This is a genomic window from Psychrobacter sanguinis, assembly GCF_020736705.1.
GTDB lineage: Bacteria > Pseudomonadota > Gammaproteobacteria > Pseudomonadales > Moraxellaceae > Psychrobacter > Psychrobacter sanguinis.
The window spans coordinates 740,196-766,391 of the sequence record NZ_CP085990.1 but is presented as its reverse complement, the minus strand read 5'-3'; the positions used below and the strand labels follow the sequence as shown (position 1 = coordinate 766,391).

General features: G+C 42.1%; 18 protein-coding genes. 9 read left to right on the top strand and 9 right to left on the bottom strand.

Annotated elements, in window-relative coordinates; translation table 11 throughout:
* Nucleotides 1-22 precede the first annotated feature (22 nt).
* A complete protein-coding gene (locus LK453_RS03250; protein WP_201535635.1) occupies nucleotides 23-634 on the top strand; it encodes a TerD family protein in 612 nt (203 codons plus the stop codon).
* Nucleotides 635-771: 137 nt separating this feature from the next.
* On the opposite strand, the gene LK453_RS03245 is transcribed toward LK453_RS03250, so the two are convergent.
* Nucleotides 772-2,028, bottom strand: a complete 1,257-nt coding sequence (locus tag LK453_RS03245; protein ID WP_201535651.1) for a TerD family protein — start codon at nucleotides 2,026-2,028, stop codon at nucleotides 772-774.
* 299 nt (nucleotides 2,029-2,327) lie between these two features.
* Here LK453_RS03245 and LK453_RS03240 point away from each other — a divergent pair, with 299 nt between their 5' ends.
* The 6 genes from LK453_RS03240 (at nucleotide 2,328) to LK453_RS03215 (ending at nucleotide 10,095) form a co-directional block, all read left to right on the top strand.
* Nucleotides 2,328-3,542: an ATP-grasp domain-containing protein gene (locus LK453_RS03240; protein WP_201535654.1), complete on the top strand. Its 1,215-nt coding sequence runs from the start codon at nucleotides 2,328-2,330 to the stop codon at nucleotides 3,540-3,542.
* A gap of 193 nt (nucleotides 3,543-3,735) precedes the next feature.
* Complete coding sequence (locus LK453_RS03235) at nucleotides 3,736-4,824, top strand: IS4 family transposase (RefSeq protein WP_201538654.1); 1,089 nt, start codon at nucleotides 3,736-3,738, stop codon at nucleotides 4,822-4,824.
* Between the two features lie 229 nt (nucleotides 4,825-5,053).
* Nucleotides 5,054-6,478 carry a phosphoribosyltransferase domain-containing protein gene (locus tag LK453_RS03230; RefSeq protein WP_227674453.1) on the top strand — a complete coding sequence of 475 codons (1,425 nt, stop codon included), beginning with the start codon at nucleotides 5,054-5,056 and terminating at the stop codon, nucleotides 6,476-6,478.
* Nucleotides 6,478-7,398, top strand: coding sequence for an HAD hydrolase family protein (locus LK453_RS03225; RefSeq protein ID WP_201535657.1), 921 nt, complete (start codon nucleotides 6,478-6,480; stop codon nucleotides 7,396-7,398). The genes LK453_RS03230 and LK453_RS03225 overlap by 1 nt, the downstream gene beginning before the upstream one ends.
* A 67-nt stretch (nucleotides 7,399-7,465) precedes the next feature.
* Nucleotides 7,466-8,689: a cysteine protease StiP family protein gene (locus LK453_RS03220; protein WP_201535660.1), complete on the top strand. Its 1,224-nt coding sequence runs from the start codon at nucleotides 7,466-7,468 to the stop codon at nucleotides 8,687-8,689.
* Nucleotides 8,690-9,003: 314 nt separating this feature from the next.
* Nucleotides 9,004-10,095: an HpcH/HpaI aldolase/citrate lyase family protein gene (locus tag LK453_RS03215; protein ID WP_227674454.1), complete on the top strand. Its 1,092-nt coding sequence runs from the start codon at nucleotides 9,004-9,006 to the stop codon at nucleotides 10,093-10,095.
* 256 nt (nucleotides 10,096-10,351) lie between these two features.
* Here LK453_RS03215 and plsB read toward each other — a convergent pair whose 3' ends face one another.
* Nucleotides 10,352-13,204 carry a glycerol-3-phosphate 1-O-acyltransferase PlsB gene (gene plsB / locus LK453_RS03210; RefSeq protein ID WP_227674455.1) on the bottom strand — a complete coding sequence of 951 codons (2,853 nt, stop codon included), beginning with the start codon at nucleotides 13,202-13,204 and terminating at the stop codon, nucleotides 10,352-10,354.
* Nucleotides 13,205-13,643: 439 nt separating this feature from the next.
* Here plsB and LK453_RS03205 point away from each other — a divergent pair, with 439 nt between their 5' ends.
* Nucleotides 13,644-14,537: an acyl-CoA thioesterase gene (locus tag LK453_RS03205; protein WP_201526392.1), complete on the top strand. Its 894-nt coding sequence runs from the start codon at nucleotides 13,644-13,646 to the stop codon at nucleotides 14,535-14,537.
* A 119-nt stretch (nucleotides 14,538-14,656) separates the two neighbouring features.
* Here LK453_RS03205 and LK453_RS03200 read toward each other — a convergent pair whose 3' ends face one another.
* The 5 genes from LK453_RS03200 to LK453_RS03180 all read right to left on the bottom strand — a co-directional run bounded on the left by LK453_RS03200 (nucleotide 14,657) and on the right by LK453_RS03180 (nucleotide 22,866).
* Nucleotides 14,657-15,982 carry a lytic murein transglycosylase gene (locus tag LK453_RS03200; protein WP_201526394.1) on the bottom strand — a complete coding sequence of 442 codons (1,326 nt, stop codon included), beginning with the start codon at nucleotides 15,980-15,982 and terminating at the stop codon, nucleotides 14,657-14,659.
* Nucleotides 15,983-16,185: 203 nt separating this feature from the next.
* Nucleotides 16,186-17,382: an A/G-specific adenine glycosylase gene (gene mutY / locus LK453_RS03195; protein WP_201535663.1), complete on the bottom strand. Its 1,197-nt coding sequence runs from the start codon at nucleotides 17,380-17,382 to the stop codon at nucleotides 16,186-16,188.
* Between the two features lie 134 nt (nucleotides 17,383-17,516).
* The gene (gene ylqF, locus LK453_RS03190; RefSeq protein ID WP_201535666.1) at nucleotides 17,517-18,488 is read right to left on the bottom strand and encodes a ribosome biogenesis GTPase YlqF; all 972 of its coding nucleotides are present in this window, start codon (nucleotides 18,486-18,488) and stop codon (nucleotides 17,517-17,519) included.
* 159 nt (nucleotides 18,489-18,647) lie between these two features.
* Nucleotides 18,648-21,731, bottom strand: a complete 3,084-nt coding sequence (locus LK453_RS03185; protein ID WP_201542000.1) for a DUF2339 domain-containing protein — start codon at nucleotides 21,729-21,731, stop codon at nucleotides 18,648-18,650.
* A 397-nt stretch (nucleotides 21,732-22,128) separates the two neighbouring features.
* Nucleotides 22,129-22,866 (bottom strand): dienelactone hydrolase family protein, encoded by a 738-nt coding sequence (locus LK453_RS03180; protein ID WP_201535672.1) that lies wholly within the window; start codon nucleotides 22,864-22,866, stop codon nucleotides 22,129-22,131.
* A 514-nt stretch (nucleotides 22,867-23,380) separates the two neighbouring features.
* Between LK453_RS03180 and LK453_RS03175 the strand changes: the two genes are divergently transcribed.
* Nucleotides 23,381-23,872: a YcgN family cysteine cluster protein gene (locus tag LK453_RS03175; protein ID WP_201535675.1), complete on the top strand. Its 492-nt coding sequence runs from the start codon at nucleotides 23,381-23,383 to the stop codon at nucleotides 23,870-23,872.
* Between the two features lie 143 nt (nucleotides 23,873-24,015).
* On the opposite strand, the gene LK453_RS03170 is transcribed toward LK453_RS03175, so the two are convergent.
* Nucleotides 24,016-25,269 (bottom strand): ammonium transporter, encoded by a 1,254-nt coding sequence (locus tag LK453_RS03170; protein ID WP_044298002.1) that lies wholly within the window; start codon nucleotides 25,267-25,269, stop codon nucleotides 24,016-24,018.
* Nucleotides 25,270-25,377: 108 nt separating this feature from the next.
* Entirely contained in the window at nucleotides 25,378-25,716 is a 339-nt protein-coding gene (locus LK453_RS03165) for a P-II family nitrogen regulator (RefSeq protein ID WP_007394533.1), read from the bottom strand.
* Between the last annotated feature and the right edge of the window lie 480 nt (nucleotides 25,717-26,196).

Here is a 26,196-nt window from a genome sequence, read left to right as displayed (position 1 = left end):
AATAATCATAAAGGAAAATATCATGGCAGTTAATTTACAAAAAGGACAGAAAATATCGCTAAGCAAAGAGGCAGGTGGCACACTAACCCAGATGAAAATGGGACTAGGTTGGGACGTGGCTCAGTCTGGAACGGCCAAAAAAGGTGGCTTTTTAGGCGGTCTTTTTGGTGGTGGCGGAAGTAGCAACGATAGTATTGATTTAGATGCCTCATGTATTCTTTTTGATGCCAACAAGCAGCCTGTTGATGCTATTTGGTTTAATCAATTAAAGTCTAAAGATGGCAGTATTTTGCACACTGGTGATAATCGCACGGGTGCAGGCGATGGTGATGATGAAGTGATTAACGTAGATTTGTCGCGAGTACCTGCTAGCGTACAGTCGATGGTCTTTACCGTTAATAGCTTTACTGGTCAGACATTTGCAAATGTTGAAAATGCATTTTGTCGTATCATAAATGCCAGTAACAACGAGGAAGTTGCCCGTTATAACTTATCTTCTCAAGGCAATCATACTGCGATGATTATGGCCAAAGTATATCGTCATAATGGTGAGTGGAAAATGCATGCCATTGGTGAGATTGCTTCAGGTCGTACTTTTAACGACTTAATGCCTGCTATTATCCCGCACGCTTAGCATGGTGTTGATAGTAGTCCTATCGTTATAAGCCCTATCAAACAAATAGCGGTACACTTGAAAAAAAAGATGACACATAAAAAAACGCTGAAGAAATTCAGCGTTTTTTTATGTGTTTACATTGATTTAGGCAATCACTATTTAGTAGCTGTTCTCCATTTAAGTCCCCAGCCGAAAGCTTTGTCCATTTCTTGATGCCCTTTAAAGTAGCGATTAATACGTTCCACATTAATACTGCCGTTCTGATTGACCAGTCGGGCGATGGCACACATGCCTAGGTTACTTTCACCTTCAGTGAGTCGAGTCTCAATAGGTGGCTGTTGAGGTACATGCAGGGTAACTACGCCATCTGTTTGCCCCCAGTTTGGTACGCCTGAGTAGATATAGGCAAAAATATAAATCTCCTCGATACGAGACCATTCATCACCATTAATGTCTAGCCATTCGCCGCCAGCAACCTCGCCAGTACGGTCATCACCACGTAATTTAACGTAGGGGGACTGTTGTAAATGACCAAATCTTTCCCCTAATGCTTGAATTAATTCTTTATTGCCATTTTTCAGTACTACCAAAGCGCCCAAGTCTAAATCAATCGCTTTAGACCTAGAAGCGAACAAATCTTTGAGTAAGCCTTTTTTAGGGGCCTCTGATTTATTGGGGTTTTTATTCCAATCTAGGTTAATTGACATCTTGCCAAAGCTGTCTTGCTTCTTAAGATTAATGCTCGACTGTGATTTGGTTAAGCTGATTTTGGATAGATTAATAGAGGAATTGGCTCGGGTAGGGGTATTTGAGTTAGAGGCTGCATTGTTGTTATGGTTATTGCTATTAAAGTGATTGTTTGTAGCAGGTGGCGTACTAGTTGATTGGCTACTTGGCGAGCTGCTCGGAGTGGGTGTGTCTGCAATCTCTACCCCAAAGTGTTCAGACAAAGGCTTTAAACCGCCATCGAATCCTTGAGAAATAAATCGAAATTTCCATGCCCCTTGACGGCGGTAACACTCTGCGACTATTACCGCCTTTTCAGTACGATTGTTGGCCTCAATTTGGCAGTTAAGCAATATCGAATTATTCTGAATCACTTGAACCGATACATTACCCACTTGTGCCAATGTTTTGTCACTAGAAAATGCCAGTGCTATCTTTTCTATTTCAGAAGGCTGTTGCATGAGCTGAATGTCAAAAAAGCCATCTGTATCATGGCCTCTAAAAAGCACATGACCATCATCACTCTGTGTTTGACCATAAAAAACCATATCACCATCTCCTCGAACTTTGCCTGAGCTGGCAAGTCGATAAGCGGCACAATCAATAGGATGGTCACTACTGATACGAACGGTTATGGTATCTGTTGGGATAGGGGCGTTGGCACCTGCAATTAAATATTGGCTCATGAAACTCTCGCTTATAACGGGGGTAGATTTTAAATAGAGTAAAGTAGTGTTTGTAATTTTAATTAAAGAAATTAACTTTCAAAAACTGGCTGTAATCTCACAATTTTATATTTTAAATATTTATAACATATTTTATGTAGGACAAGTAAATATAATAAATTAGGTTTGTTTTAAGGTGGTCATTAGTCATCAAAAAAAGAAATCATTAACCTCAAAATGTACCTATAATAAAGGACTATTACCATCAATAAAGGCATCAGACTTTATTGATATGTTTGCTAATTCATAAAGGTTTTATAATGACTAAACAGCTCTTGAGTTTGTGTCCTAGTGTCTGGCTTGCAGAAGGGCAATCTAGCCAACGCGATATGCTTGAATCCTTGCAGAATTTGAGAAAAAAAGTCGCCTTAAATTTAGATGTTTATAGCGATTTAGACGTCGTAAGCAACCCAGAACAGGGTGGTCTGGTCGAAGAAAGTGTGTCAGGTACTGCTTTTAGAATTCTGGCGTCACACCGTTTTCATCGTCCAGAAATTTTAGAGATGGCTGATAAGTCGTTTACCGAACCACACATTACTAAAGGCGCTACCTCCGCGCAACCGTCTTTGGTAGCAGAGACCGATGGGACGCAAATCATGTCACGTTGGCAGTTTGTGTTAGAGCAGGCCATTGAACATCAGACAAAAGTATTGCTAACTGGCCGTAACAGCATTGATTACGAATTGCACCGAACTCAATTTGAGCAAGCAGGCATTAGGTTATTAACGGGGTCCACTTCTACGGATATGCTCAATAAAATTGATGACAAGTTTGCTTTTATTAAGCACTGTGAGGCCTCTAATATTCCAGTCGCAAAGGGGTGGAGGTTCGATAGCCTACAAGAGCTTAAAGCGCTATTAGCAGAGCATGATCATCAGCCCTTGTGCGTCAAACCGGTAACGGGTATTTTTGCTCAAGGATTTTGGCGTCTAGATACCGGTAAAAGTAGCGATGAGTGCTACGATAGTTTCGAGCATTTGTATTTGACCGATGATCGAAAAATAACAACGGCTCAATTCATCTCAGCCTATGAACACAGTCTGATGGTAAAAGAAAAACCTATTCCGATGCTGCTAATGCCCTATCTGAGCGGCCGAGAGTATTCTATTGATGTCGTCTGCGAGAAAGGCGAGGTCTTAGCTGCCATAACGCGATATAAAGTGGGTAAAGTGCAGCATATTGGCTATGATAAAGAAGTGATGGAAGTGGTCATACCTTTAATACGAGCATTTGATTGTGATGGCATTGTCAGCGTACAAACCAAGGAGAATAGTGAAGGACAACATTGCGTACTGGAAATCAATTCTCGACCTTCAGGGGGCATTGGCTATACCAATCATAGCGGAGTAGACTTGACTCAGATTGGGTTTGCTTATTGGCTAGGCTTAATCGATAAGCCAAATGATGTGACAGTAGCCAATCACATAACACCCTGCCAAGTTCGCGCGATTATGACCAGTGTCAAAATTGCATAGGGCCTTATTTACTGTCGGTATAAGCCACTTTGAATATTGAGTATAGAGAGTACTAAGCATGGAGAGTATTAAGCATAGGAAGTGTTGAGCACAGGCTTTGTGGCAGTGAATACTGAAGGCCTCTGTACACGACAAAAACAAAAAAGCTGACTAAGGACAAGGCATAATAGTAATTTTTCTTACGAACCACACTATGCCAAACCTTAATCAGCTCATAAATATATTATCGCAAAACCTAACCATGAACAAGGCAAGATTGACGTGTTTAGGCTTAATTACTCTAGCGATAATACAAGTACAAAGTAGTAACCTCAAACAAATAGCAAGAGGATTTGTCAAAGGTAGGACAAACAGTAATTACAGACGGCTACAACGCTTCTTTGCACAAGTTGACATAGACCAAGACCAGTTAGCCAAATTCATCTATCAACTCTTTGACTTAGACGAAGTCATCATCAGCATAGACAGAACCAACTGGAAATGGGGTAAAAAGAACATTAACATCTTTTTGCTCAGCGTTGTTCATCAAGGAATCGCTATTCCCTTATACTGGACACTACTTGATAAAAAAGGTAACAGCAATAGTAATGAGAGATGTGAGCTCATACAAACGTTCATCAACACCTTTGGCGCAGACAAAATACAGTATGTATTAGCCGATAGAGAGTTTGTTGGCAAAGAGTGGTTTCAATGGCTAAATAAAGAGCAAATAAAGTTTTGCATTCGCATCAAACACAACACCCTAGTAGCCAATCATCAGGGTAAATTGGTACAAATAAAGACATTGTTACGTCATCTATCCCCTCATGAAACGTTTATGTTAGCCAGAGCTGTTCCCGTATATGGCGTTAAAGTTCGTCTATTTGCAAAGCGTGATACTGACAACGATTATGTCATCATAGCGACCAACAATTTAGATCATACGGATGCTATGGCTCTTTATAGCAGACGCTGGGAGATTGAAACCTTGTTTTCTTGTTTTAAAGGACGAGGGTTTAATCTTGAAGATACGCATCTTACACAGTTGGATCGGGTAAGTAAGTTAGTGGCGGTTTGTGCGCTAGCATTTTGTTGGTCATATCGCATTGGGATTAAAACTGTACAGCAGCACCCTAAAAGACGAAAGCTTAAGAAACATGGTCGACCTCAGCAAAGTTTGTTTGCTATTGGTTTGGATGTTTTGATTGATGGTTTGCGTGAGTATTTCTTTGCTGGCAATCGGCGTGTGTTTGAGGTTCTAATAAGTTATTTGTCTCCTAGTCCACGACCTTTGAGACTTTGAGCATTTTTGTCGTGTACAGAGACTGAAGGCTAATAAAGCAAAGCAAAGCCATGCCACTGTCACTAATTAATTCAATGTAGTGCAGTTAGGCGAATATGACTGTTCTTTATGACTATCCCACAAATTAAAGCGGACCATATTGCGTGACCTAACTTCTATCACCTAACACTTTTACGTCAGCTTGCAAATATTACCTCTACTGACGAATGATACGGAATAAAACTTAGCAATGACCAATCTTATACCACAGCAGCAAGCCACTCAATCAGATTCAAATGAGCAGGAACAACACGGACAGCAACCCCAGTCCACAACGATAAACTTGCCACGGGGCGAGCTTGAGTTAACGTATCAAACCAACAGCGATTATCAACTTGATGACTTACTTGGATTTGCACAGCGCATTAACCCGAAACGCGCCTTCTTGTTTGTCTCAAAAGTTTTAGGACGGCATATTCCGGTTACCCCTAGTCAAATGCGTCACGCTTTTACTGAGCTCGCTAACTTAGTCCCTGATAATTTACCGGAGCCGATAGTCGTCATAGGTATGGCTGAGACCGCCGTTGGTTTGTCAGCCGGTGTCCATCAGGCTTTGCAAACCCGATATCCTAAGGCATTACTGCTTAATTCAACGCGGCATGCACAACAGGATGCTACTTTGCTGACCACCTTTAGTGAAGATCACAGCCATGCCAGTAAGCACCTTATTTATCAAAGTAAGGATGCAGATATCCAAAATCTATTGTTGAGCAGTAAAACGTTAATCATGGTAGATGATGAGGCGTCGACTGGGAATACTTGCGTCAATGTGGTCAGTGCCCTAAGAGATGCCGGATTAAGCAACTTACAGCAAGTACATCTCACAACTTTGGTTGATTGGTCACTTAATCCTTTGGCTCAAGCGTCAGATAGTGAAATACAAGATATTGAAAGCAGTGATATTGAGATGGGCAAGGTTCAGACAGCGAGTGATGAGTCAAAAGTGACCCATCAAGATGACCGGATTGCCACTCGTTTACCGGGGATTAAGTTTCAGCGTCATCATTTATTGGCAGGGGCATGGCAGTGGACAGATGCGCCAAATCCTGAGCCGATCAGTATGCCAAGCGTCGACACCACTGAAGCTGGTAGTCAGCCCATCCTTTCCACTGGTAACTGGGGTCGACAACCCACACTTGATAGCACTGAAGGGTTTGACGATTATTTGGCCCAATTCAAAAAAGTATATGCGCAGCAGTTTGCCGTTCAATTAACACCAAACTCAGACCAGTTAACAGAACGTCTAAAGCCATTTCCACAGAAAATCTTGGTATTGGGTAGTAATGAGTTTGTCTGGTTGCCGTTTTTGTTGGCTGAATGGTTGGAATCTGAGATTAAAGCTGAGCTGTCTCCAGCAGATGTAATGACGCGCACTCAAGATGGCCAACGCAGTGTGAAGTTTAGTGCTTTAACCCGTTCTCCTATTGCCCTAGGTGGGGCTATAGAAGCTAGGATGGGTTTTAATGACAATTATGGACTGGGCATGACTAATTTTGCCTATAATGTTAAACCTGCTGACTGGGATTTAATTGTGTTGTGTGTAGAAACGCCACATAGCAGTGTCGATGAAGTTTGGTCAGGTTTAGACAATGTATTGGTAGTGAGCCCAAAATAATGACAATTTCTACTGTGAACGAAGAAACGGTACCTTTTTATACGCCTCTTTTAGAAACGGATACGCTCATTAAACCTTATGCTCTAATGGATTTAGATGACACTATTTTTCAGACTCAACGTAAAATTGATGTTTGGCAGTTACCCACCAGTGAGCGTGATCAGCTGGTATGTGCGTCGGTTGATAAGCAGGGTCGGCCATTAAGTTTTATGACAGGCCGGCAGCAGATATTATTCAATTGGCTGTTATCGAGTACCGAATTAATCGTGGTGACGGCACGCGACACACAGGAAGTGCAGCGGGTTAAACTGCCTTTCAATAGCTGGCAAGTCCTTACCCATGGGGCTGTTATCTTACAACCAGATGGTAAGGTTTTACAGGCTTGGCAAGCTAAAGTAGCTGAAGTTTTGCAGCCTTTACAGGATAAAATCATGCTGTTGGCTAACAAGATTGCGGCCTATAATGATACAAAGGATAATTGTCTTAAACTCGCCATCCATAGCGATAACTTTCAGCCTGCTCAAGATGGTTTAGATAGTTCAGAGGCTATAGAAAATGCCAATGGATTGCAGTCACCTAATAGCGAGTCATTGGCATCACCCTTACAAATTTATCTGGCGGTGAAACATAAGCAAAAAGACCATCAAGCCTTACAAGACTTCGCCCAATGGTTAAAAGCTGACGAACCTGATTTAACAGATGATTTTTATATTCATATCAATGCCAATAATTTAGCAATTTTGCCTCATACGGTGCATAAAAAGCATGCTGTGGCATTCTTGTTAGCTAGCTATTTAGACCAGTCTCGTCCCAGCTTTGGCTTTGGAGACAGTTTGGCCGATTTACCTTTTTTGCAGTTACTAGACTGGTATGGCACCCCAAATCACGGTCAACTGCATGAAAAAGTAAGCGAGTTATAGCTTTTAAAGGCCCATAATTTAACAGCGTGCTGCAACTTTATTTCTAACCCATAAAATAGACACTAAAATGACTGATACAAACTGCAAAACACTATCTCATCAATCTGGCAGCTATCTGCCTAGCGATGTGACATTACTGCTGGATATCGTTGATAGAGACAGTGTGAATAATGTCCCTGTGGCCCAAAAAGAGGCGTTAATCCAAACAGGGAAACAACATTATTCAGATATGTTGACGCTTGAGAAAGCACCGACAGCGGCCCATGAGCAGATGTATCAGCAAGCGTTGCAACAAGGTAAAACTCGCCTCGCCACAGATATAAATAATCTATGTGCCACCTTAGCGGCCATATTTTCTAAAACAGTGAGCGTAGATGCGCCTTTGATTTTGGTGAGTTTGGTGCGCGCAGGATTGCCGATAGGAGTATTATTGCAGCGTGCTTTGAGTGTTTCATCTGCCTCTTATAGCCTGCCTAGTGAGCATTACGGGGTAAGCATTATTCGCGATCGAGGGTTGGATCCTGTTGCCCTTCATAAAATTAGGCAACTACACCCTGATAGTCCGATAGTCTTTGTCGACGGTTGGACCGGAAAGGGTGCGATATATGGAGAACTGGTACGCAGCTTGGCAAAAAATCCAGCGCCTAGTTTAGAACCAGATAGTGAAAGCACAAATAGCTCAAATCATAATGACGGGCTTACTAGGGATAATGTTTTTCATCAAGGCCATGGGGTAATCCCTTTACTGACATTAGCAGATCCAGCTGGCGTGGCGTGGCTGTCAGCAAGCTCAGATGATTGGTTAATTCCCTCTGGCTTGCTAGGATGTACCGTATCGGGTCTTATTTCTAGAACTTTATTCAGTGATGCTAGTGAAGACTTATCGGAAGGATTGCATCGAAGTATTGTTTATGAAGAGTTACAGGCATATGACCACAGTCTTGAGTTTGTAGAGACAGTTGATGCGGCTCGCAAACAGCTGATATTAGAAGAGGCAGAAATGACTTTATTGTCCACTTATTCTGCCCCTCGGTTTGGGACTCAAGCGATCATAGAAAACCTAGCAGAGTGTTACCAAGTAAGCAATATTAACCGTATTAAACCGACGATAGCCGAAGCCACTCGAGCTGTGATGCGCCGAGATCCAGAAAAAGTATTGTTAGCGTCATCAAACCACCCAGACACCGAGTTACTTCGACATTTATGTCAGCAAAAGCAGGTCACTGTTGAGGTTGTCGGTGAGGACATACTGCCTTATCAAGCGGTGACGATTATTAAAAAACGCAACTGATAGTGATGAAGGCATAGGTTTGACTGATTTGTTGTTAGAAATATCTTTTTATATCAGAACTGATACAAGAGTCTTTTAGCATCATAACAAGGGCGATAAGAGACCTTAAAATACCCTATAAAATTTAGTAAAATTAGGTAGTAAAAGCGTGCTGTTGTGATGAATTTAGCATAATATAGTCACATTATTTTCAAACTGCTATGGGGCGTTACTACCTTAGTTTGATACCTTTCCCTACCTATGTTTAATCTGATTACGACGACTTTAATTCGTTGGCTCTAGAATTATAAACGTAGGTTTAGAGCACTTATTTTATGAATTTTACCCATGCCTCACGAACGTTGTCCTTGCCTATGTCCACAGATGATATCTCTGAAACACTAACCAGTAAGCCAATTATAGATTATAACAAAACCAGCGAAACCTCCTTAATTATCGATACTCCCTTATCAACTAACAGAACTATGTCCGCCAAAGCCATTCATCCCTATCATTTAGGGGCAAGTTTATATATGCCTGCCACTCGCGGCGATATCTGGCAGGTGATTAGTCGGGTGAAATTACCTCAACTCAATAGCGTTATTATTTGCTTAGAAGATGCGGTCAGCGAGTCAGATGTGCCGTTTGCTTTAGATAATTTACAACAGATCTTAGACAGATGGTACGCTGATGATGGCCTAAGTACATCGAGTTATGCGCATTCGCTACGGCCTTTGGTTTTTGTACGCCCCAGAAACCCGCAAATGATGCAAGAATTATTGGATATGCCACATATCGATTTGGTTGATGGCTATGTATTGCCAAAAATAGATATGGACACGTTATCCGATTGGCGAGTAGCGTGTCAGGAGATAAATAAAGACAGTCTATTGATGCCTACGTTAGAGACGGGTCGATTGTTTGACAGTTCTCATAACAAGGAGTTAGTAAACGCCTTGGGACATGCTTTTGACGAAAGAATTTTTGCATTACGCATCGGTGGCAATGACTTGTTTGCCACTATCAGACAACGTCGTCCCAACAATACGACTATCTATGAGACGCCTGTTGGTTTATTGATACATCAATTAATCGGTATATTTGCTGTAGCAGGCTATTATTTATCCGCGCCCGTATTTGAATACTTTGATCGTACCGCGCTGTTTATGCAGGAATTGTCTCAGGATGTGTCATTTGGTTTGGTAGGAAAGACCGTTATTCATCCTAGCCAAATACCTTTGGTTCAACAGGCGTTCTGTGTGCCTTCTTCTATGTTAGAGGAAGCAAAAGCTATTTTAGACAGTGAGGCAAAAGCTGTATTTAAACACAATAATACGATGCTTGAGCCTGCCACTCATCATGCTTGGGCGGTTGAGGTGTTACAACGGGCGAAAGTCTTTGGTGTCTTGGGAAATGAGCCGTTATAGACGGTTCAATTGCGATAGCGTTTAATTACTATAAAGTTTAATTGCTATCAATAGGCTAGAAGCTATCAATAATCTAGTTGCTACCAATGGCCACCATCATTTAGTATTCGGTAAATCTTGCTGATGTTCATTCTAATTTAATATCAAAATTTAAATAAAAAGGAGCCTCAAGGGCTCCTTTTTTTAACGGTATTAATATTTCTAACAATACTGATGCAAAGCATCATAACCGTTTAACCAATACTTTTACTTATCATTAACGCTTACGGCTAAACTTGGTCATCTTTTTGTTGTTAATCTCACTGATGGCATGCTTAATTTCTTCGTCATCTAAACTGGCCACATGTTGCAATATTTGCATGATGTCAGGATTTAGAATGTAATGGGCATGACGGGCAATGTTGTTAATCCGCTCATCAAAGGTCAAGACGTCAGTTTCAGCATCTTTTTGTACATAGTCCAGACGAATTAACGCATTTAAGAAGCTAGTAAACAAAGCACGGTCGAAGAAGTCAGGAATATCATCTGCGTATAAAACAGACAAACGCTGACCTAATAAATGACATAAGTCGACCACTTCTTCTGCCGTTAAGTTACCTGAACCTTGTTGGGCCAATAGTGCTAACGTCATAAAGTAGCGCTCAAGACTTTGTGATACAGGAGCAGCCAACATATCTAGTTGCTGATATAGCTCGGTATTTTTCTCTGGTGTACCAAGTACGCCTTCACCTAAGTCGACCAAAACGCCTTGCTCAATTAAGTTGTTTAACTTCTCATCAATCATACTCGGGAGGTTACGGGCAGCGCGATATAAGAACAGCTCACTTTGTAAGAAAGGATACAGCTGGCTGACGATACTGTCTAAGTGCTTGCGCTGAATGCGACCATTTCTATACACCAATGCACATAGGAAAGAGGACATGATGAACACATGCAAAATGTTATTTCTAAAGTAGCTCAAAATAGCCATTTGCTTTGGCAGTACTTTAATCATGTCACCTAGAATATGAGGTGTACGCTCTACCAGTTTCAGTTTGATGGCATAGTCGATGATAGATTGAGGCGACATATCAGTGATGATGGTCTCATCAGAATAGGGTGACCCATTGGCGATTCTTTGATATAACGCGAGCTGCTCACGGCAACTGTCTTCATCAAGGGCAGCTTTAGGCGTAGACAATAGTACCAAAGACAGCAGGGCAATCGGGTTAACGACTGCCGCCTTGTTGATGTTTTGCATGATTTTAACGCTAAGGTTATCCACCATAGCCTTAGTTTTACTATCAAGCGGTGTGTCGGTACGATTTGGAGGTAAACTGTTTGGCTCGACCCCAAACTTCTCCATGAAGTCTTCCATGTGTAGTGGTGTACCAAAGCTTAGGTGAACGTGGCCGAAGATACGCTCAATCTTACGGCTAACTTTTAAAAGACCGAGTAGTGACTCTGACTCTTTTGGCTTACCTTTTAGCTCACCAATATAAGTCCCGCCTTCCATAATGCGCTCATAGCCGATATAGGTTGGAATAAAGGCTAACGGTTTATTAGAGCCACGCAGGTGACTGTGTACCGTCATCGATAACATACCAAGCTTAGGAGGTAATAAACGTCCTGAACGAGAACGACCGCCTTCGATAAAGTACTCGATAGGGGTATTACGTTGTATCAGCGTATGCAAGTATTCGCGTAACACAGCTTTGTACAAATTGTTCTCTTTAAAGCTGCGGCGGATATAGAAGGCAACCGCACGGCGTAATAGAGGACCAATCACCGGAACATCTAAGTTATTACCAGCAGCGACATACGGCAGACTCAGACCTTTCTCAAAGATGATATAGGCCAGTAGAAGATAGTCGACATGGCTACGGTGGCAAGGCACATAAATGAGCTCATGGGTGGTAGCAAGATTGCGAACACGTTCAAAGTGATGCACTTCCACACCATCGTAAAGCTGCGTCCATAACCAATCCAAAAATTTATAGAAAAAACGGATGACCGAATAGCTATAGTCATTCACAATCTCATCGGCATAGCCGCGGGCTAATTTTCTGGCTTCAGTAATACTAATATTTGACTCTTCTGCTTCTTGCTGGCAAGCATAAGTAATGGCAGGTGAGCTGATAAGCTTATCCACCAAATTACGTCTGTCTGACAAGTCAGGACCAATCATACTTTGACGTTGGCTATCAAGATAAGCATTTAACTTATGTTGTACCAATAAAGTTAAGCTAAAGTTGGCCTCTGAGGCGGTAACCAGTGCGGTAGATGTTGATAAGGTTTCAGTTTCTACATTACGTTTGGCTTGAAGAAGTAGCTCTTTTTCATCAGGAGTTAGTTGACTGTCTTGTAAGCTTTTCTCATCAAAAAGCGAGTCTGCAATGACATCAGAGCCTACAGAATCTTCATTGTTTGGAAACGAAAATGAATCAATTAAATCATGTAAAGATTGGGGAGGGTGAAATTGTACAAAGGTATCACGGCCCATCATACCAATATTGAATAGCTGCTTGGTAATAGAGGGGTCTTCCCAGTTGTCTGCCATTAATAGCTTAAATAACGAGTCTTCATTGTCTGGCGCACGGCCCCATAAAATGGAGACTGGTACCAGATTAATTTTAGGCGCTGGATTTTGACGGCAAGCGGTTACCAGTCTGGCCAGTCTAGGAGACAGTTTGCGTCCATTAGCGTCAGGATGGTTTAAGAAAATTATGGCCGCATTTTCATCAATATTATGGGTACGGTCTTGGACCCCGACTAAAGCAGGCGGAAAACCATGCTCTTTAGTTTGTAAGTCGACTAAAATACTATTGGAGCGAGAATACTCACGCAGCACGTAGAAAGTGAGAGCGTCATCCTCTGTGTTAATCGTTGGCAAATCGCCCAATACTTTTGGCTTTACTGCTAAATCTAACGTTTTTCCAGAAAGCTTACGATATAGCTGATTCACAGTTCGTCCAGAACGTGAAATAGCGGAACTGGCTTGAGCAGCATGTTCCTGCAAGCTGGAATCAGGACGCTGAGCGTTTGAGTGAGTATTTTTAGTCCTCTTTTGAGCTTGGCGCTGCTTTTTAAGGCGCGTCTTCAAAGAGTGCATTAAGCGTGAGGGTAGCATAAGTATTCGTCAAACCTATTAACAATGATAGGGCTATATTGCCATAAAATACAATAAAGTAATACAGTTGTTCGCTGAAAATATCGAGCATATCCCTTATTATAGTGCATTGACTGTTTTGATGCTCTTTATTCAAAATCAATTTAACGGACAAGGCCCAAAGCCCACAGCATAATAAATAGCAGGTCTCTGTTAGCCCTGTACTGAGTCATAAACACTAAATATTTTTGACGTATTGCGCATAAATTTACGATGATTGCGATAATTAATATGACTGTGTGGTGGTCTGTTTTTGAGAGAGTAAGGCAAATCAAAACAGTATGATAAGTATTATCATTTGCTCTAAGTTAATATGTATAATATTTAACGGGTAACAACACACATGAGGTGTTGCTCGTGGCTTGGGTTTACGACTATTTAAAGGTTGTTGGAGATATAAATGCCTGATTATAAACAGCTTGTTGATCAATTATTAGATACGGTTCAGTTGACTGAAGTGTCTCCTGATGTGTTTCGTGGAGAGAGTTATGACTATGTTGGAAAACGTATCTTTGGCGGTCAAGTATTGGCACAAGCGATTATGGCAGCCGCTCATACTTTAGAAGAGGACAAACCCTGTCATTCTTTACATGGTTATTTTTTGCGGGGCGGTAATATTAACCAGCCAGTTATTTATAAAGTAGAGCATTTGCGTGATGGGCGTAGTCTTTCGGCGCGACAAGTGACTGCACTTCAATATAAAGAGGACCAAGAAGGCAATCAGATAGAGCAAGTGGTGTTTTCGATGATTGCTTCTTTTTCACCGATGGAAGGCGGACTTGATTATCAAGAAGAGATGCCAGCCTATCCGCCACCAGAAGATTTGGAGTCTGAGCAATCGCTAAAAGAGCATCATGTGGGAAGCGTGCCAGAGCCTTTACGTGAACGTTTTATGCGTCCTCGTCATGTCGAAATTAAGCCGGTAAAACCACGTGACCCTGTTTATCCTGAGCCTATGGTTCCTAAGCAAGCCAACTGGTTGCGTATTCGTGAGCTTGGTGAGCAGCCTATGGCAATACAACAAGCGTTATTGGCTTTCTCATCTGACTATTATCTGGTAGGCACGGGGCTTATGTCACATGGCATTAGCTTTATGACCAAAGGTTTACAAGCGGCCAGTATCGATCATTCGATGCATTTTCATCGTCCTTTTGATATCAATGATTGGCTATTGTACGACATGTGGAGTGATACCACTTCACATTCAAAAGGTCTTAACCACGGCCAGTTTTGGCAAAATGGTAATCTAGTGGCCACGGTACAACAAGAAGGCTTAATGCGTTTACGTGGTTAATATTCGTTAAATTAATAAACCGTTAACCTGATTCTTCGTTTATTGGAAAAATTAAAAAAGCCGTTCATTGAGTCAATGAACGGCTTTTTTGAATTAAGCTGTCTAGAAAAATCTAACGCTTACCAGATTAAAGAGGAGGCACTGTTTAAAGTGACAAAGCCATCTGGTGTCTGACCGTTAGCAGCTTGCCAACGGGCAAAAGCGTTACGGGTGTTGGTGCCCATAATGCCATCAACGCCTTTGGTATCATAACCAGCACTGGTCAAACGTTGTTGTAAGTTACGAACTTGAGAGCTAGTAAGCGGTTTTTCATAGCGTGGCCATGATTTTTGAATACCGGGTTGGCCAATAATGCCACGACCTAATAAACTGACCCCTAGCGCATAGTTTGAGGAGTTGTTATACACCTTAATCACATCAAAGTTAGGGCTCAACAGCAGCGCAGGACCATCTTTACCAGCCGGTAACCACATCTCAAATGGGGTACCTGCCTCTAGATAAGCGCCATCAATAGGGCTAATACCCATCGCGCGCCAGCTTGAACCTGGAAGTTTCTGACCCAGTAAGCCATAGTCAAAGTTAGCCGGTAAACTCACTTCATAAAAAGGCGATAACCCACGTACCCAGCCTGACTTGCTTAGGTAGTTGGCAGTGGATGACAACGCATCAGCCGTTACCCAAGGGCTACGACGGCCATCATTATCACCATCTACCCCATAGTCTAGCCAAGTGCCTGGGATAAATTGCGTGTGTCCCATACCACCTGCCCATGAGCCATTTAGCTGTGAAGGATAGATATCACCATGTTGGATAAGCTTAATCAAGGCCAAAAGCTGATCTTCAGCCCACGCACGGCGACGACCTTCATAGGCCAAAGTCGCCAATGAGCTTGGAATGTAGCTGTTACCAGTGACCGCGCCATAAGAAGACTCCATACCCCAAATAGCGGTGATAATCTCAGCATTCACCCCATACTGTGATTCAAGGCGTGCCAATAGCGAGCGTTGATCATTGAATTTACTTTGACCGCTGCTTACGCGACCACCAGAGACTGCAGAATCCGCATAATCCCAAGGCATTTTCACAAATTCAGCTTGGTTTGAGTCCAGAGAGATAACCTGACTGTTTAATTGAGCAGAATCTAAAATACGGCTCACATCATAGGCGCTGTAGCCTTGGCTCATGGCACGTGTGGTGAAGTCAGATTTCCACTCAGAGAAACTGCTATAGGTGTCTTTTGGCTGTGGTGTAGGCTTAGGCTGTGGGGCTGGCACTGGTTTTGGCTTAACGATAATTACTGGCGAAGGCTTACTTATAGGCACTTGCTGTACGGGTGCTTGACTGGCACAGCTGGCGAGCACAATCGCTGGCCCTAAGGTTAAGACGCTTTTTAGCAGGGTTAGTTTATTTTTATTATCGGTAGTGAGTTTACGGGTCTGGAACATAAGCAGGGGTCTCGCACATAGAAGTTGTTGAAAATCAAACCATTAACGGTATTTTATAAAGATGGTGTTAAAGCACTTTATCAATAAATAGCCATAAAGTCGATGGGGCATAAAGAGGATACCGTAAATTCGTGAATTTTAGACGGCTGTTTTAGTCTTGTTTTAAGTCTCTATTGTTAACGCCATAGATCATTTATTAGAAACTAAGCCACAACTTCCAACACTTTAAGCATTGCCTTTGGTAAGCCAAGAGTGGCTTCCGCCTCTGTAGCTCCTAGCCACATTAAGTTGATCTCTGCCTTCTTCAGTAACTCAGTTAATTGCTGTGATTGTTCATCATTTAAAGCCAGCTTTTGCGGTTGTAGGTACCAATGGAAATGAGTCAAAGTATGTTTAATAGGGGAGGAGTTAAACAAGTCATCGCTAATCGAAGTAGCTTCTAAATTATTATTAGCAAGCCATTTATCGACAATCTGTTCAGAAACCGTATTTTCGGTCTCGTAAGTCGAATCTTGCTCTGAAGTTGACACCACATCTTTGCCTAATGTTTTTTGTTCAAACTGTAAGGGCAATACCCAAAGCCCACCCCAGATGCCGCTATCAGGGCGTTGTAACCATAGTATCTCGTTGCGGGCATTAGTAATTACCAAGGCATTACTAAACTTACTGGGCTTTGGCTTCTTTTTGGCTTTAACCGGGTAATCCATTTCACGCCCTTGGGCATGGGCAATACAGTCATCGCTAATAGGACATTGTTCACAGTTAGGATTGCGACGGGTGCATAGGGTAGCGCCCATATCCATCATGGCTTGGGCGAAGTGGCCACTATCCTCAATAGGGGTTAAGCGTTCTGCCAATGCCCACAATTCTTTGGTAGTTGCTGACTTGGTGATATCGCCTTCATTGCCTGCCCAACGAGTAATCACTCGTTTAACATTACCATCGCAAATCACTCCGTAGCTGTGTAAGCCCATAGCGACAATAGCCCCAGCTGTTGACTGACCAACGCCTGATATGGCTTCCCAATCCTCTACAGTTTGCGGAAAGTCGCCCGTCTTTTCGATAATCTCGACCAGCTGTTTGGCGCCTTTGTATAAGTTGCGGGCACGGGCATAGTAGCCGAGTCCAGCCCAATGTTCGGCAACAGTATCCCATTCGGCATTGGCTAAGTCCTGCACCGTCGGAAATGAGGTCATAAAGCGTTTGAAATAAGGGATAACGGTAGTGACTTGGGTTTGCTGTAGCATAACCTCTGAGAGCCAAACGATATAAGGGTTTGGGGTGTCGGTTTTGTGCTGTTGCCAAGGTAGGTCATGGCGGCCGTAATCATCGAACCAATTTAGAATACGTGGGGCAAAGCTGTCGAGTTCAGCGTCGGTATGATTGAACAGTGTTGGCAATTAGGTTCCTTTATTTCGCAGTATTAGAGATATTAAGAGGTTGAGTTTGGCAATAGGGCTGCCAGTCCACTCAGTTTAAATAGATATTAAACGCTAAGTCTCAGGCAGCCCAATGAATGGTTTTCAAAATAGGTTTACTTGCGGTTTTTACGAGCCCGTCTCTTACGTAGTTTTTTCTCTTCAATTCTAGCCAGTCGCTTCTCTTCGGCTTGAGCACGTAAGGCTTCTACCAGCTTGTCTTCTTCTTCACGCATTGCTGGCGTTTCTAAAGTAATACGGCCCAATTGGCCACTACGTAGCTCATTAATTAAAATCTCCGACATACGGTAGGTATCGACCACGCCACCTTTTTTAAGGAAACCGCGATTGCGTCCGGCCACCTCGAAGAATTCCCAATCGGTCTGCGGCAACTCATCAATTTTATAACGTGCTTTTAGCAGTTCAGGGTAGGCTTTGATCAGATACTCAGCGGTATAGCCTGCCACGTCTGAAAAATCAAAAGCGGTGTCTTTAATACCTCCTGTTGCCGCTAAACGAAACCCAGAGTTCGGGTTTTCAATCTTTGGCCACAGCATACCTGGGGTATCATACAGCATGATATCGTTGTCAATTTTAATCAGCTGTTGTGACTTAGTTACGGCTGGCTCGTCGCCTGTTTTAGCAATACTACGACCTGCCAACGTATTGATTAACGTTGATTTACCAACGTTCGGAATGCCTATAATCAACACTTTAATCTGACGACCGGTGCCCACTTTATTCGGTACTAGGTTTTTACAAAGCTGGATGATTTTTTGCACATCATTAGCTTTGTTATCATCACAGGCGATGGCTTTTACTTGGCTTTGCTGCTCTAAGTGATCAATCCACGCTGCAGTCATCTCTGGATCGGCCAAATCTGCTTTATTCAAGATTTTAATAACTGGTTTTTGGCCACCATGTTTGTTGTTACGTAAGTCAGCCACCATTGGATTTTCACTACTAAACGGTATGCGGGCATCGATGACTTCGATAACCACATCCATCTCAGGCATGATTTCTTTAATTTCATTACGAGCTTTGTTCATATGGCCCGGGAACCACTGAATACTTGGAGTCTGTATCATTACTAAAATTGCCTTTATCGTCTAAATGAACTCATTGGCCTAAGTTTACACTATTCTGAACTTTGGTGGGTTTTCAGGATGAAAGGGTGACACCGCTAGCTGACGAATTGTCCTACCTTTTCTATAAAATAACCTATCTTTTTCGAACTCACCGAGCCTTTAATTAAAAGGCTCAGCCCTCTTCTTTTCAGTGTGTTCTGGAGGTAGAGGGGCAAGGTAGCCAATAAGCAGTATCAAGCTGCCCGCACCTAGGAAAGACACCACTCTCCATATCGCATCGGTCTGAGACAGATCAACCAATACCAGCTTCAAGACCACGATACCCAATAAGCCTATGCCCATGAACCACCAAAAGCGCTTGTGATATCGGCTAGAGATGATGGTAGCGACTAGAGCAGTTAAGGTCCAAAAGATAGTCAGAGCCGTTTGCACTTGTTCATTGAACCAAGCCCCTTGATACCATAGCGGTGTCCCTACATAAGTATGTAAGCCTCGAATTAATAAACTGGATAATATCCAAAAGCCTAAAAGACCTGCGACCTTTAATAAGAGATTGTTATCTTCTATCAGCTTATACTTCCGTCCTGAACTCAAATAATCAGTCCCTACCAGATAAGCCAATATAGTAAGTAGAGAAAGGTCGTATAAGTTTAACAAAGGCAGATAAGGCACTCCCCAGACAATTCCCTCAAACGTCCAGTTACTATAAATAGCCCAGACAACTGATACTGGAATACATAACAGGGCACAGCCTAATAAAGCCGTTTGCCACTCAAACCATGAAGGAGTTTTGAGTTTTTGCTTTAGGCCTAGATAGGTTAGCGATATCAGACTAGTGCCGGTAATAAGCACGGTTATTACCCCGTCTGAGTCTGGCAATAAATAATAGCTTAGCTGAGCTATCAGAAGAATGCCGGTCATTAACCAAACAATAGGATCATAGATAGTAGATTGCTGAGTCTCTTGCCAACGTTTAAGCCATAATTGACCAATCACAAGCCAGCCTAACGCCGAAATAATAAATATTGGCCAGTTTAGCCTCGTGCTGTCTGTGTAAAACTCAAAATTCACAAAAATGGTTGAGGCAAAACACAGATAAAAAAGTGATATTAATGCATGGTTTAAAGCACGAACATCACTCCATTCACGGTAACGGTCTATCACTAAATACAAGATGGCGTTTAACAATAGGGTAAAGGCAGTAAGCTCCACAAAGTTGCTAAAGACTGAATCAAAGTAGTCGTTAATTATGATACCGGTGACAACTAACCCCCAAAACATGCCAATGAAACACAACAGGCTTATCAGAATAGGATTTGACCATATCATCTTAAAAACAGGATTTTTGACGTTCATGCTGGCGAGTAACTGCTGTTCTTTTGATGAATTAACTCGACTAGGCTGAGTCGGACTGTTTTCATAACGCAAGATAAATAACGAGGCCATGCTACAAATGGCAGATATGCTAAGCGATAAGTTGCTTATTGGAACTGGATCGGAATAACCAAACGTATTGTTAAACAGTGATAGCAGACTCGCCACACCGAAGAATTGTAATAATATCCCCAACAGCACTGTCCAAGCTCGTAGCGAATGTCGCCCAAACCAAACCAGCGCCAATCCTTGAATAGACCAACCACACGCTGCCCATTGCGCATCGAAAGCGATTGCAATCATCAGCGCAAAGAAGCCAAATCCTAATGCCATCATGCCCTCAATCAATGGCGTATAGTGATTCTGATTGCGGTTACGTTTATCCTTAATAACGAAAAATGATCCCAACCCTAAATAAGTGGCAGACATCAGCGCACTGGCTATAGTCAGTGCATTATCAATATCGCTAAGTAACGTACTTAATAAACCAAATGCCAATAAGGGCACGCCAAACATTAGGCTGACGTCAATTGGGATAATAAAAGCAGTGTTACTGTCTTTATAGGTTCGCAACGTGTCAAATAAACGAGAGTTATCAGGGACAGGCTGTGCGTCAGTCTTGAGCTTATTTACTGAATCGCGGCTTAAAGCATCATGAGCCAAATGCTCGTTGTACTTAAGAAGCTGCTGGGCATAGCGAATGACCACAAACACATACAGCAACCAATGTAAGGTCACTAAGGTCACTAGCGACCAGCGCTGTGAATCAAAGTCATTGGCACTATTAACCGTGTCTACTAGTCCCAAATAATAAGCAAAGCCAAAAGTTACCGTAGCCGCCAATAAATTCAACACCTTCCAAGTGCGGTAATGCGCGATAACGGCAATGGCCACATTGAGCAATAAATAATAACTGAATAAAGTGGTCAAACTGCCGGTCTCAGTATGGGACAATATTGGGGCCAAAAAGGCACCTGAGAAGGCGAGTAAGGCAAGGGGGAAGGCGTTTTGACGCACAGCAAGTATTACGGTTACAGCGGACAAAGACCCTAAAAGGACAAAGCTGGGAAAACTGGATAAGGCATCATAGACCTGATACGCAAAAAACGCAGTGAGATACGTAATTGCTAACCCTGCACCTTGAAGGGTCATGCCATAGGTGAATCTATTTTTGACAAGTTTTAAGCCCAAACCTGCTAACCCAAGCCCAATAGCGCCAATCGCTATTAACTTCACTTCGATAGAGACTTCGACATAGTCACTTAAGAGTCGTAGCAGTAACACCACGCCCATTAATAAAATAATGGCACCGACGCGAACCACCAAATTGCCCCCAAAAAACCAATTTCTTAATGACTGCAGTACCGAGGTGACAATCGCAGTAGACTGCTCATCAGGTTCTGATGGCTTATGAGAAGACAAACGTCTGCCCGTAAGTCTATCTTTAATAGACTTTTTATTAAGAGGTTTGTCAGCCAGTGTTTTATCGTCAGATGGTGAGTGGCCTGAGTTACCAGATGTTTGTTGGATGAAGTTGTCAGTTACTAGATGGCCAGAATTATCAGGTGTTTGATTAACACTATGGCTACTTACATCAATAGGGGCCGTGTTAGTAAAGGCTGTGTCAGTTTCGTTAAATACGATTTTATCTAAAGCGTTTTTAACGTCCTCAGTTAAGACAGTTTTATCTAAAGTGGTTTTATCCAAGGCAGCATTATTAGGCGCCTGTTGATTGATGGCGACTTGTTCAGAGACACGTTGCAATTCATCTTGTAAGACTAAGATTTTTTTATTTAAATCAGCAAACTTCTTATTAACGTAAACCATTATAACAACGGCCACGATTAAACAAACGAACAAAAACAACATCCCTGTCACCGCATTTTATAGAATTAATGTGATAATGACGCTATTGCCTTAAAAACACAAGCCGTCACTGCCTGAACGGTTTATCTTGAAAGTGTATATAGTTTTAGCTATCGACCTAAATAATATTTAGTTGAAGAACAGATAGCTGAAGAACAGACGCTAGGGTTGATTAATAGGACTTAAATAACAGGCACACCCGCTTATATTAATTTAAACAATATATGCCCAATAGGGGTGTCGTATTTTGTAATAAACTGTTGATTAAAAAGGGTCTAGTAAAAATATGAACTGTGGCTAATACAAAATTATTTAGGTCATAAAAAAGACGCCTCACCAGTTAGGGAGACGTCTTTCAAAAAATCAAATAGCGAGAGTTCTAGTTTGTGCTAGTTAATTGTTATAGCTTCTCACGCATGAATTCAATCATTTTGTTCCAGCTTTCAGTGGCTGCTTTCTCGTTATAGCCTAGGTCGACCCCATTGTCTGCCGCACGTTTGTCGGCATGTGGGTTGGTAAAACCGTGTTTGGCATTGTCATAAACATCAACAGTATAGGTCACATCTGCATTATCAAGTTCTTTCTTAAGGTCATCAACGGCATCCATAGAGACCATGCTATCATCACGACCATGTGCTACTAGAACGTCGGCTGTAAATTTACCTTTTTCAGCGGGCTGTTTTGGAGTAGGGTTACCATGGAATGTGGCAACCGCTTTTACTGGCATGCCTTCACGAGCCATATCCAGTGCAATCTTACCACCAAAGCAGAAACCTACTACGCCCAAACGATTGCCATCAACGGGTAGCTGATCAGCGAAGTCATTCAAAATAGCACGGCAACGACCCATTAACTTGTCTTGATCGTTTAGCATCTGGGTCATCCATTCATTGGCCTGTGCGGCATCAGTGGTTAGTTTACCCTCGCCATATACATCCATAGTGACTGCAGCGAAGCCTGCCTCAGCCAAGCGCTCAGCAACTTTTTTAGGATGTTCAACCACACCCCACCATTCTGGTGCTACCAAAATACCAGGTACTGAGTTTTCATTCGTTGCTTCTTCTGGTAGAGCCACATAGCTAATTAACTCCATACCATAATCGGCAGTGGTTTGAATTTCGTAAGTTTTAATACTCATTATTAATATCCTTTAAATGTTGTTTTTATTAGTTTATTTAGTGAGTTGGCTTATTGATAAACGGTCAGCAGTTTATAAAACTTTTACTTGTCAGTTAACTTTTTATCCGCTCCAACCAACTCTTAGTTATTACTGGTCATTACGTCTTTTAACATAACAAAGATAAGTCAATGTTTCGATTTAAGAAATGTGAACAAGTTTTACTCAAAGCCCTCGGCTTTGTATTGATTCTAGGGTCTGAATCCATTAGTCTGCTGTTTATTATGTAATGAAGTGCTGCAAAGGCATAAATTAGAGCAACTGACTCTCTTTTATTTACTAGCTGTCTGACGTTTATTTGCTGTCCGGCTGGCTTTATGCAATTCCAGAGGCTTCATACATAATCCGCATTTGCGACAGTGCTAAAGATTCAGATATAAGCGTAAATTTAGTTATTTGTCTTTATGCCGAATAAGCGTTATGCCAAATGAGGTTTGTCTAAGGTCACTCTGATAAGGAGTGAGAAGGAGTTACAATGAGCGGTATCAAACAGCCAAAACCCATATTAAGACCAGAATTTTGGCAAAAATATTCGTTAGACGAGCTTAGCATGCCGGAGTGGGAAGCTCTGTGTGATGGCTGCGGGGCCTGCTGTCTAGAGAAGTTTCTCGATGAACCTTATGAGCCTTATGAAGTAGAATACACCGATGTGGCCTGCAAACTTTTGGATTGCAATACAGGCTACTGTTCAGATTATGCCAACCGTAAGCAATTTGTGCCTGAATGTGTATCGCTGACTTATGACAAGCTTGGTGACATGATGTGGCTGCCTGAGAATTGCGCTTATAAACGTCTGTATTTAGGCAAGCCGTTACCGAAATGGCACTTATTGATTACCAAAGATGCGGTGGCTACTCAGCAAGGTATGCGTGCTGCGGGTATCGGTGTGGCGGGACGCTGTGTTAGTGAGCTGTTGGTTAGCGAAGAAGAGTTAGAAGAACGTATCGTACGGTGGGTTAAGGCGTAGTGTTTCTTGAAATAAGATAGGATTTAACACTTAATTAAGTGTAGAACCAGTAATAAAGTTAAGCATAATATTAAGCATAAAAAAAGGAGCCTGGAAAGGCTCCCTTTCAACTTATAAAATACTTGACGATCGATTATTGGAAATTAGTTAACAAATTCAGGGTAAGCTTCTTGACCACACTCTGACAAATCAGCGCCCTCGTATTCATCTTCTTCTGAGATACGGATGCCAACCACGGCTTTCAAGATACTCCAAACAATCAGACTACACCCAAATACCCAGACAAAGATGACTGCCGCACCACCTAATTGACCTAAAAAAGTGGTTTCAGGATTGGTGATAGGCACAATTAGCAGACCAAATAAACCAACCACACCATGAACTGAGATAGCACCGACTGGATCATCAATTTTCATTTTATCTAAAGCTAGAATTGAGCAGACTACTAGCACGCCAGCAATAAGACCAAACACAGTGGCTAATAGAGGCGTTGGCGTATCTGGACCTGCGGTAATCGCTACCAGACCGGCCAATGCACCGTTTAACAGCATGGTTAAATCGGCTTTACCAAAGATAATACGGGCCAAAAGTAAGGCACCTATGGCACCACCGGCAGCAGCAGCATTAGTGTTTAAGAACACTATGGCCACAGAGTTGGCACTTGCGATATCGCCTAATTTTAGAACCGAACCTCCGTTGAAACCAAACCAGCCCATCCATAAAATCAAGGTTCCTAAGGTTGCCAAAGGTAAATTGGCCCCTGGAATAGCACGGATTTCACCATTTTTACCATATTTACCTTTACGGGCGCCCAATAACAATACCCCTGCTAATGCTGCAGAAGCACCGGCTAAATGCACAATACCAGAGCCTGCAAAATCACTAAAGTTAAGTTCACCAATGAAGGGCACAGGATTACCGCCCCAAGTCCAGCTACCTTCCATAGGATAGATAAAGCCAGTCATTACTACAGCAAAGGCGAAGAATACCCACAGCTTCATGCGTTCAGCGACTGCCCCTGAAACGATAGACATACAGGTGGCAACGAATACCACTTGGAAGAAAAAGTCTGAGGCCTGAGAATAAACAGAATTACCGTCAAAGCCATTTTCTGCGGAAGCAGTCAAGGCGTCTTCCACTAGTGTTTCACCGCCAGCAATACCGCTTAGGAACCAACCACCACCATACATAAAGTGATAGCCACAAATCATATACATGGTACAGGCTATCGCAAATAATCCTACGTTTTTGGTTAATATTTCGGTGGTGTTTTTGGAGCGGACCAGTCCAGCTTCAAGCATAGCAAAGCCGGCTGCCATCCACATGACTAAAGCGCCACAGATTAAGAAATAAAAGGTATCGAGAGCGTACTGTAGTTCAAAGATTTGGTTTTCCATGATGATTCCCCCTTGGAATGCGATCGGATAGTGGCTTAATGTCATCTTTATTAGCGATTTAAGTTCTTGATCTTAAAAAGCTTAAATGAGCGCTGTGATACCTACAGCTTAAATAGCGTCAGGACCCGTTTCGCCGGTACGGATACGAATAACTTGCTCAAGTGGGGAGATAAAGATTTTACCATCACCAATTTTGCCTGTGCTTGCGATACGAGTAATGGCTTCAATAGCAGGCTCTACCATTTCATCAGTGACAGCCACTTCTACTTTGACTTTAGGTAAAAAGTCCACCACATATTCTGCACCGCGATACAGTTCAGTATGACCCTTTTGACGTCCAAAACCTTTTACTTCAGTAACTGTGACGCCTTTCACACCAATTTCAGATAAGGCTTCACGCACATCATCTAACTTAAAAGGTTTTAATACAGCGGTAATCAATTTCATAGGAGATCCTTATTAATGACTTTGATAATGTTTGAGTATGATTGTTTGCTATAAACTGCTTGTTAATACGACAATTTAGTTATCTTCTTTGATGTCATAGTTTCAAGAATTGTGCCAACCAAAAACGAAGGGGGAGGACGCTTTTAGGGCTAAAAATGCATCAAATTAGTGCGTATTAACCTATAGTGCACCAATAAAGCATGCACCATATCAAGCAATAATCGAATTATTATAACTAAGTTTAACTAGTGAGGGTTAGCCATTGGTTAGTAATTTGTGACCGTTGTGGAGAGACATTATCAGAGGGGGCTTTAGCCCAATTCGGTTATGTTCAACAAGCTTTAATAACTAGTAAAAATAGAGTACTTAATATGAGCTATAGAAGAAGGGTAGTGTTTAAATGGTAAGTTTTTCATACTCTTTAGCTTTTAGAATATTGTACTTATTAATGAGAACATGAGCCGCATGGATGTGCATGTC